The following is an 8,231-nucleotide window of genomic DNA, read 5'->3' as shown; positions in this document are numbered from 1 at the left end:
TTGAGTTGCCAAAAGACAAAGAGATGGTCATGCCTGGCGACAACGTGTCCATCAGCGTCAAGCTGATTGCGCCTATCGCTATGGAAGAAGGTCTGCGTTTCGCTATCCGTGAGGGTGGCCGTACCGTTGGATCTGGCGTTGTGGCTAAGATTGTTAAGTAAGTTTAAAGATAGTTGTCGTTAAGGACTGTAGGGGCGTAGCTCAATTGGCAGAGTATCGGTCTCCAAAACCGAGGGTTGGGGGTTCGAGGCCCTCCGCCCCTGCCAACAGACTCTAGAGAATCTGTTGGCTCCAGTCCAAAAAACAGCCCGGTGCACTGCACTGGGCTTGTCTGTTTAAAGCGTTCGGTGAAAACCGAGCGAAAAAGTGAAGTGAAACATGGCCGCAGAGCAAATTGAAACTGTGAACACCGGCGCTGACAAGGCCAAATTGGCTGCGTCTGTGCTGCTTGTGATCGCTGGCATTGTGGGTTTCTACATGCTCACCAAGCAAGGTGCGTTGGCGCAATGGGGTGCATTGATTGCTGCTTTGGTGGCGTCTGTTGCGATCTTCATGTCGTCTGAATCGGGTAAAGAGTTTGTTGCTTTTTGCCGCGATGCTGTGCGCGAAGCTAAGAAAGTTGTTTGGCCTGCGCGCAAAGAAGCCATGCAGATGACGGCCTATGTGTTTGCCTTTGTTGTGGTGATGGCGCTCTTTCTGTGGCTGACCGATAAAACCCTCGAGTGGGCGATTTTTGACCTTTTGCTGGGCTGGAGATAATCATGTCTGAGTTGCACGAAGAAGTTGTTGCTGCCGCGCAAGACGAAGCTACGCCGGCATCTGAGTCGCTGGCTCCGGCCGCTGGCATGCAGTGGTATGTGGTGCAGGCCTACTCCGGCATGGAAAAAGCTGTTGAGCGCAATGTTCAAGAGCGCATCGCGCGCGCAGGCATGCAAGCCAAATTTGGTCGTTTCCTCGTGCCCACCGAAGAAGTGGTGGAGATGAAAAACGGCCAGCGCAAAACCACTGAGCGCAAATTCTTCCCTGGCTATGTGCTGGTGGAGATGGTGATGGATGATGAATCCTGGCACTTGGTCAAGCACACCAGCAAGGTCACTGGCTTTGTGGGTGGCGCACGCAATCGCCCTGTGGCGATTTCTGAAGCTGAAGTGCAGAAGATCGTCAACCAAATGAAGGATGGCTCAGATAAGCCGCGCCATAAAGTTGAATTCACCGTGGGTGAGTTTGTGCGCGTCAAAGAAGGCCCATTCACTGACTTCAACGGCACGGTCGAAGAGGTCAACTACGAGAAAAACAAAGTGCGTGTCACGGTCACGATTTTTGGCCGCGCCACGCCTGTGGAGCTGAACTTCTCTGAAGTCGAAAAGACTTGAAATAAGTTCACCCGAAAAATTCGCGCCTTTCAACTCTGCGCGATCAAAGTCCAAAGAGTTGTTAACCCCGGGGAGCCACCAAGTGGCGTTATCACCCGTAAGGAGAAAACATGGCAAAGAAAATTGTCGGCTTCGTGAAGCTGCAAGTGCCAGCAGGTAAAGCGAACCCTTCGCCACCTATCGGCCCCGCTCTCGGTCAGCGCGGTTTGAACATTATGGAATTCTGCAAGGCGTTCAACGCCCAGACCCAAGGCGTTGAGCCAGGTCTGCCATTGCCTGTGGTGATCACAGCGTTTGCAGACAAGAGCTTCACCTTCATCATCAAGACGCCTCCCGCGACCACCTTGATCAAGAAGGCCATCAAGCTTGACAAGGGTTCTGCTAAGCCCCACGTTGACAAGGTTGGCAAGATCACTCGCGCTCAGCTCGAAGAGATCGCCAAAGGCAAAATCAAAGACATGAACGCTGCCAGCATTGATGCAGCTGTTCGTACATTGGCAGGTTCCGCACGCTCCATGGGCGTCACGGTGGAGGGGCTGTAATCATGGCACTCACAAAGAAACAAAAAGCCCAAGAAGGCAAAGTGGACAGCAACAAGCTGTACGCCATCACCGATGCACTGAGCATTGTTCAGTCTGCAGCAACCGCTAAATTCGATGAGTCCATCGACGTGGCTGTACAGCTCGGCATCGATGCCAAGAAGTCTGACCAAGTCGTTCGCGGCGCTGTCGTGTTGCCTAACGGCACCGGCAAAACCAAGCGTGTGGCTGTGTTCGCTCAAGGCGCTAAGGCTGAAGAAGCCAAAGCTGCTGGCGCGGATGTGGTTGGCATGGATGATTTGGCTGCTCGCGTCAAAGCTGGTGATATGCCTTTTGATGTGGTGATCGCTGCTCCTGATGCTATGCGCATCGTGGGTACGCTCGGTCAGATCCTCGGCCCTCGCGGTTTGATGCCTAACCCGAAGGTTGGTACGGTGACTCCTGATGTGGCTAAAGCAGTCAGAGACGCTAAAGCAGGTCAGGTGCAATTCCGTGTTGACAAAGCCGGTATCGTGCACAGCACGATTGGCCGTCGTTCGTTTGATGCTGCTAAGTTGCAAGGCAATTTGGCTGCGCTCGTTGATGCTCTTAATAAAGCGAAACCCGCTTCGAGCAAAGGCGTGTATTTGAAGAAATTGGCTGTCTCGTCCACGATGGGTGTGGGTGTCCGTGTGGACATCCAGTCTCTCGCGGCTTGATGCAAAACAAGCTCTTTGCGCTGGTCTGGCGCAAAGAGCTTTATGGTGGGCTGTGAAGCTCTGAGGTGAAAGCCTTATGAATTTCTCAGGCCATCGAAGACCGTTGGTGTTGAAGGTTCTCGAACCCGAAACTTAATCAACTTCTTCGGAAGTTAACCAACGCAGATGGCGATCCCGCTGAGAAGAAATGAAGAGTGAGAGCTTGGAAGTTTTGATCAGTTGATCGCTGAACTTTAGGCGTGGTGTAGGTGTGAACCGAAACCACATGTTCAAGGAGAAAGACGTTGAGTCTGAATCGCAGTGAGAAACAAGCCGTCATTGATGAAGTGACTGGGCTCGCCGCAAAAGCTCAAACGCTTGTCATGGCGGAATACCGTGGTATCACGGTGGCAGACATGACCAAGTTGCGCATTGATGCGCGCAGCAAAGGTGTTGCTTTAAGCGTGTTGAAAAACACCTTGGCTCGCCGTGCTGTGGCAGGCAGTGCCTTCGAGGTCGTGTCCGAGCAGATGACTGGCCCGTTGATCTATGGTTTTTCTGAAGACGCCGTCGGCGCAGCCAAAGTGCTCGCTGACTTCGCCAAGACCAATGACAAATTGGTGTTGCGCGGTGGTGCGTATGCAGGCAAAGCCCTAGATGTGAACGCGGTCAAGCAACTGGCCAACATTCCATCCAAGGAAGTGTTACTCGCACAGCTTTGTGGTTTGCTCAAGTCCCCCATTTCGCGTACCGCCGTTGTGCTGGGCGCGTTGGCGGCAAAGAAGGAAGGCGCTGCAGCGTAATTCGCCGCACACCTTGAGATCAATTAATTCAAGTTTAGGAAAAATATCATGGCATTTGATAAAGACAGCTTCCTGACCGCGCTCGACAGCATGACGGTTATGGAACTCAACGACCTGGTGAAAGCCATCGAAGAGAAATTCGGCGTGAGCGCCGCAGCAATGGCAGCTCCTGCTGCTGGTGGCGGTGGCGGTGCAGCCGCTGCTGCTGAAGAGAAGACCGACTTCAACGTCGTGCTCCTCGAGGCAGGTGCAAACAAGGTTTCCGTGATTAAAGCCGTGCGCGAAATCACTGGCCTGGGCCTCAAAGAAGCCAAAGACTTGGTCGACGGCGCTCCTAAGACCATCAAGGAAGCCATGCCTAAGGCTGACGCTGAAGGCGCGAAGAAGAAGCTCGAAGAAGCTGGTGCTAAGGCCGAGTTGAAGTAATTCATCTCCCAAGCTAAGGCTGGAGTGCTCGTGAGGCCTCCAGCCTTTGCCGCTTGAAGAATGAGCTGCTTTTAGCGCTTCATTCTTCAAGAAGGCACAAAAAAGCGTTTTGCTCAAAACACTTTTTTGTGTCTTCTGACGTGACTGCAGAAGACCACTTGGTTCGGGTGGGGCGCAATGCTCCACTGTCCGCCAACGGTTGGTAGTGGCCAACCGCCAAGAGCTTGTTGTGTGTGAAAGCATGATGAGTTTGCCAGTCGCCAAGACTTCCCCCGGAGATCTCATGGCTCAAGCTTCGACCTATTCCTACACTGAACGCAAACGCATTCGCAAGAGTTTTGGTACTCGCGATGCGGTGCTGGAAGTGCCTTATCTGCTTCAAATGCAAAAAGATGCTTACACGCTCTTCTTGCAATCAGGAGTTGCCCCCACCAAACGTGTTCACGAAGGCTTGCAAGCTGCTTTTGAAGCTGCTTTCCCTATCGTGTCGCACAACGGCTTTGTCGAGATGAAGTTTCTCGAATACAACTTGGCCAAGCCCGCTTTTGATGTGCGCGAGTGCCAGACACGTGGCCTCTCCTTCGGCTCTGCTGTGCGTGCCCGTGTGCAATTGATTATTTATGACCGTGAATCCTCCACCCCGCAGTCCAAGGTGGTCAAGGAAGTGAAAGAGCAAGAAGTCTATATGGGCGAAGTGCCCCTGATGACCGACAAAGGCTCCTTCATCATCAACGGTACAGAGCGCGTGATCGTGTCTCAGCTGCACCGCAGCCCTGGCGTGTTCTTCGAGCATGACAAAGGCAAAACCCACAGTTCCGGCAAACTGCTGTTTTCCGCCCGTGTGATTCCTTACCGTGGCTCTTGGCTCGATTTTGAATTCGATCCCAAAGATCTGCTGTATTTCCGCGTGGATCGTCGTCGCAAGATGCCAGTCACCATTTTGCTCAAAGCCATTGGCATGTCGCCTGAAGCGATTTTGGCCAACTTCTTTGTGTTCGACAATTTCCGCTTGATGGACAGCGGCGCACAACTTGAGTTTGTGGCCGAGCGTCTGCGTGGCGAAGTGGCTCGTTTTGACATCACCGACAAAAAAGGCAATGTGGTTGTCGCCAAAGACAAGCGCATCACCGCCAAGCACACCCGCGAACTCGAAAGCTCTGGCACAACGCATATCAGCGTGCCAGAAGACTTCCTCGTTGGTCGCGTGTTGGCTCGCAATATCGTAGATAGCGACACTGGCGAGATCATTGCCAAGGCCAACGATGAGTTGACCGAAGCGCTGCTGAAGAAATTGCGCTCTGCTGGCGTGCAAGATCTGCAATGCCTCTACACCAACGAACTCGATCAAGGTGCTTACATCTCTCAAAGCTTGCGCATTGATGAGACGCAAGACGAGATGGCCGCTCGCGTAGCGATTTATCGCATGATGCGCCCTGGCGAGCCACCGACAGAAGATGCTGTGCAAGCGCTCTTCCATCGCTTGTTCTTCAACCCAGACACCTACGATCTGTCTCGCGTCGGTCGCATGAAGTTCAACGCCCGCGTGGGCCGCGAAGGCTCCACCGGCGAGATGGTGCTCTCTCACGAAGACATCTTGTCTGTTGTGAAGATCCTCGTTGATCTGCGCAATGGCCGTGGCGAAGTGGACGACATCGACCACCTTGGCAATCGCCGCGTGCGTTGCGTGGGCGAGCTGGCTGAAAACCAGTACCGCACTGGTCTGGCTCGTATTGAGAAGGCCGTGAAAGAGCGTTTGGGTCAGGCTGAGCAAGAGCCTTTGATGCCGCACGATCTGATCAACTCCAAGCCGATCTCTGCTGCGCTCAAAGAATTCTTTGGCGCATCGCAGCTCTCGCAGTTCATGGACCAGACCAACCCGCTGTCTGAGATCACGCACAAGCGTCGCGTCTCAGCCCTTGGCCCCGGTGGTTTGACCCGCGAGCGCGCAGGCTTTGAAGTGCGCGACGTTCACGTTACGCACTATGGCCGCGTCTGCCCAATCGAAACGCCTGAAGGCCCGAATATTGGTCTGATCAACTCGTTGGCTTTGTATGCGCGCTTAAACGAGTATGGCTTCATCGAAACGCCATATCGCCGCGTGATCGATGGCAAGGTGACCAATCAGATTGATTACCTCTCTGCTATCGAAGAAGGCAAATACGTGATCGCTCAGGCGAACACCGTGCTCGATAAAGACGGTAAGCTCACTGGCGAGCTGATCTCTGCGCGTGACAAAGGTGAATCCGTGTTGGTTGGCGCAAGCGTCATTCAATACATGGACGTGTCTCCTGCGCAGATCGTCTCGGTCGCGGCTTCTCTCGTGCCCTTCCTTGAGCACGACGATGCAAACCGCGCGCTGATGGGTGCGAACATGCAGCGTCAAGCTGTGCCTGTGTTGCGTCCAGAAAAAGCCTTCGTCGGTACAGGTATCGAACGTGTCGCTGCTGTTGACTCCGGCACAGTTGTGACTGCCAATCGCGGCGGCGTGGTCGATTATGTCGATGCCACCCGTATCGTGGTGCGTGTGGACGATAAAGAGGCTGTGGCTGGTGAAGTGGGTGTGGACATCTACAACCTGATCCAATATCAGCGCTCCAACCAAAACACCAATATCCACCAGCGTCCTATCGTCAAGCGTGGCGACAAGATTGCTAAAGGTGATGTGGTGGCTGACGGTGCATCAACAGACTTGGGCGAACTCGCCTTGGGTCAAAACATGCTCGTGGCCTTCATGCCATGGAACGGCTACAACTTCGAAGATTCGATCTTGATCAGCGAGCGCGTGGTCTCTGAAGACCGCTACACCTCGATCCATATCGAAGAGCTCGTCGTGATGGCGCGTGATACCAAGCTGGGTAGCGAAGAGATCACCCGTGATATCCCCAACCTCTCTGAGCAGCAGCTCAACCGTTTGGATGAATCCGGCATCATCTATGTGGGCGCAGAAGTGCAGCCTGGCGACACGCTGGTGGGTAAAGTCACGCCCAAAGGCGAGACCACGCTCACGCCTGAAGAGAAGCTGCTCCGTGCCATCTTCGGCGAGAAGGCCAGCGATGTGAAAGACACGTCTTTGCGTGTTGATCAAGGCAGCTCCGGCACGGTGATTGATGTGCAGGTCTTCACCCGTGAAGGCATCGTACGCGACAAGCGTGCGCAGCAGATCATTGATGATGAATTGAAGCGCTTCCGCCTCGATTTGAACGATCAGCTCCGCATTGTGGAAGCCGATGCGTTTGACCGTATTGAGAAACTGCTGGCTGGTAAAACTGCTAACGGCGGCCCACAGAAGCTCGCCAAAGGCAGCAAGATCGACAAAGCCTATTTGGCTTCGGTGGAGAAATACCACTGGTTCGACATCCGCCCTGCGGATGAAGAAGTCGCTGCACAACTCGAGTCCATCAAGAACGCGATTGAGCAACAGCGCCATAGCTTTGATCTGGCTTTTGAAGAAAAGCGCAAGAAGCTCACCCAAGGCGACGAGCTGCCAGCAGGCGTGCTCAAGATGGTCAAGGTCTACCTCGCTGTTAAGCGCCGCTTGCAGCCTGGTGACAAGATGGCCGGCCGTCACGGTAACAAGGGTGTGGTTTCTAAGATCGTTCCGGTCGAAGACATGCCTTACATGGCCGATGGCACACCGTGCGACATCGTGCTCAACCCGCTAGGCGTGCCTTCGCGCATGAACGTGGGCCAGGTGCTGGAAGTGCATTTGGGCTGGGCAGGCAAGGGCATTGGCCAACGCATTGGCGACATGCTTCAGCAACAAGCCAAAGCTGAAGAGCTGCGCAAATACATGGAAGCTTTCTACAACGCCTCTGGCCGCAAAGAAGACCTTTCCAAGCTCTCTGATGCTAACGTGCAAGAGATGGCTCATAACCTCTCCAAAGGCGCGACCTTTGCAACGCCCGTGTTTGATGGCGCAGCCGAAGAAGAAATTCGCGGCATGCTCAAACTCGCTTACCCAGATGCGATCGCGAAGGCCAAAGGCCTCACCGATACCCGCACACAGGCTTACCTGTATGACGGCCGCACTGGCGAGCAATTCGAGCGCCCAACGACTGTTGGCTACATGCATGTCTTGAAACTGCACCACTTGGTGGACGACAAGATGCACGCACGTTCTACTGGCCCTTACAGCTTGGTCACTCAGCAACCGTTGGGCGGCAAGGCGCAATTCGGTGGCCAGCGTTTCGGCGAGATGGAGGTGTGGGCACTCAAAGCCTATGGCGCTTCTTACGTCTTGCAAGAGATGCTGACTGTGAAATCCGACGACGTGCAAGGCCGTACCAAGGTGTACGAAAACATCGTCAAGGGCGAGCACACCATCCAGGCGGGCATGCCTGAGTCGTTCAACGTCTTGGTCAAAGAGATTCGCTCTTTGGGCATCGACATTGAACTTGAGCGTAACTAATCGGA

The 8,231-nt window shown here is 54.0% G+C and carries 8 protein-coding genes and 1 tRNA gene; all 9 read left to right on the top strand.

Features of this window, described 5'->3' with window-relative positions; genetic code table 11:
• Positions 1-161, top strand: a 161-nt coding sequence (locus KIH26_RS16315) for an EF-Tu C-terminal domain-related protein (RefSeq protein WP_503005233.1), incomplete at its 5' end; no start/stop codon positions are given.
• Positions 162-190: 29 nt separating this feature from the next.
• Positions 191-266 (top strand) — tRNA-Trp (locus KIH26_RS16310).
• Positions 267-378: 112 nt separating this feature from the next.
• Complete coding sequence (gene secE, locus KIH26_RS16305) at positions 379-759, top strand: preprotein translocase subunit SecE (RefSeq protein WP_213446745.1); 381 nt, start codon at positions 379-381, stop codon at positions 757-759.
• Positions 760-845: 86 nt separating this feature from the next.
• A complete protein-coding gene (gene nusG, locus KIH26_RS16300; RefSeq protein WP_249661562.1) occupies positions 846-1,373 on the top strand; it encodes a transcription termination/antitermination protein NusG in 528 nt (175 codons plus the stop codon).
• A gap of 110 nt (positions 1,374-1,483) precedes the next feature.
• Positions 1,484-1,915, top strand: coding sequence for a 50S ribosomal protein L11 (gene rplK, locus KIH26_RS16295; protein WP_213446743.1), 432 nt, complete (start codon positions 1,484-1,486; stop codon positions 1,913-1,915).
• Positions 1,915-2,610 (top strand): 50S ribosomal protein L1, encoded by a 696-nt coding sequence (gene rplA, locus KIH26_RS16290; RefSeq protein WP_213446760.1) that lies wholly within the window; start codon positions 1,915-1,917, stop codon positions 2,608-2,610. The genes rplK and rplA overlap by 1 nt, the downstream gene beginning before the upstream one ends.
• 284 nt (positions 2,611-2,894) lie before the next feature.
• On the top strand, positions 2,895-3,392 hold the full coding sequence (rplJ, locus tag KIH26_RS16285) for a 50S ribosomal protein L10 (RefSeq protein WP_213446742.1): 498 nt from the start codon (positions 2,895-2,897) through the stop codon (positions 3,390-3,392).
• A 48-nt stretch (positions 3,393-3,440) separates the two neighbouring features.
• A complete protein-coding gene (gene rplL, locus KIH26_RS16280; protein ID WP_213446741.1) occupies positions 3,441-3,818 on the top strand; it encodes a 50S ribosomal protein L7/L12 in 378 nt (125 codons plus the stop codon).
• A gap of 283 nt (positions 3,819-4,101) precedes the next feature.
• Positions 4,102-8,226: a DNA-directed RNA polymerase subunit beta gene (rpoB, locus tag KIH26_RS16275; RefSeq protein WP_213446759.1), complete on the top strand. Its 4,125-nt coding sequence runs from the start codon at positions 4,102-4,104 to the stop codon at positions 8,224-8,226.
• Positions 8,227-8,231: the final 5 nt, after the last annotated feature.

The sequence above is a fragment of the Variovorax sp. PCZ-1 genome, from assembly GCF_018413605.1.
In the GTDB taxonomy this organism is placed as follows: Bacteria; Pseudomonadota; Gammaproteobacteria; order Burkholderiales; family Burkholderiaceae_C; genus JANMDU01.
This window is presented reverse-complemented; position numbering and strand designations above follow the sequence as displayed.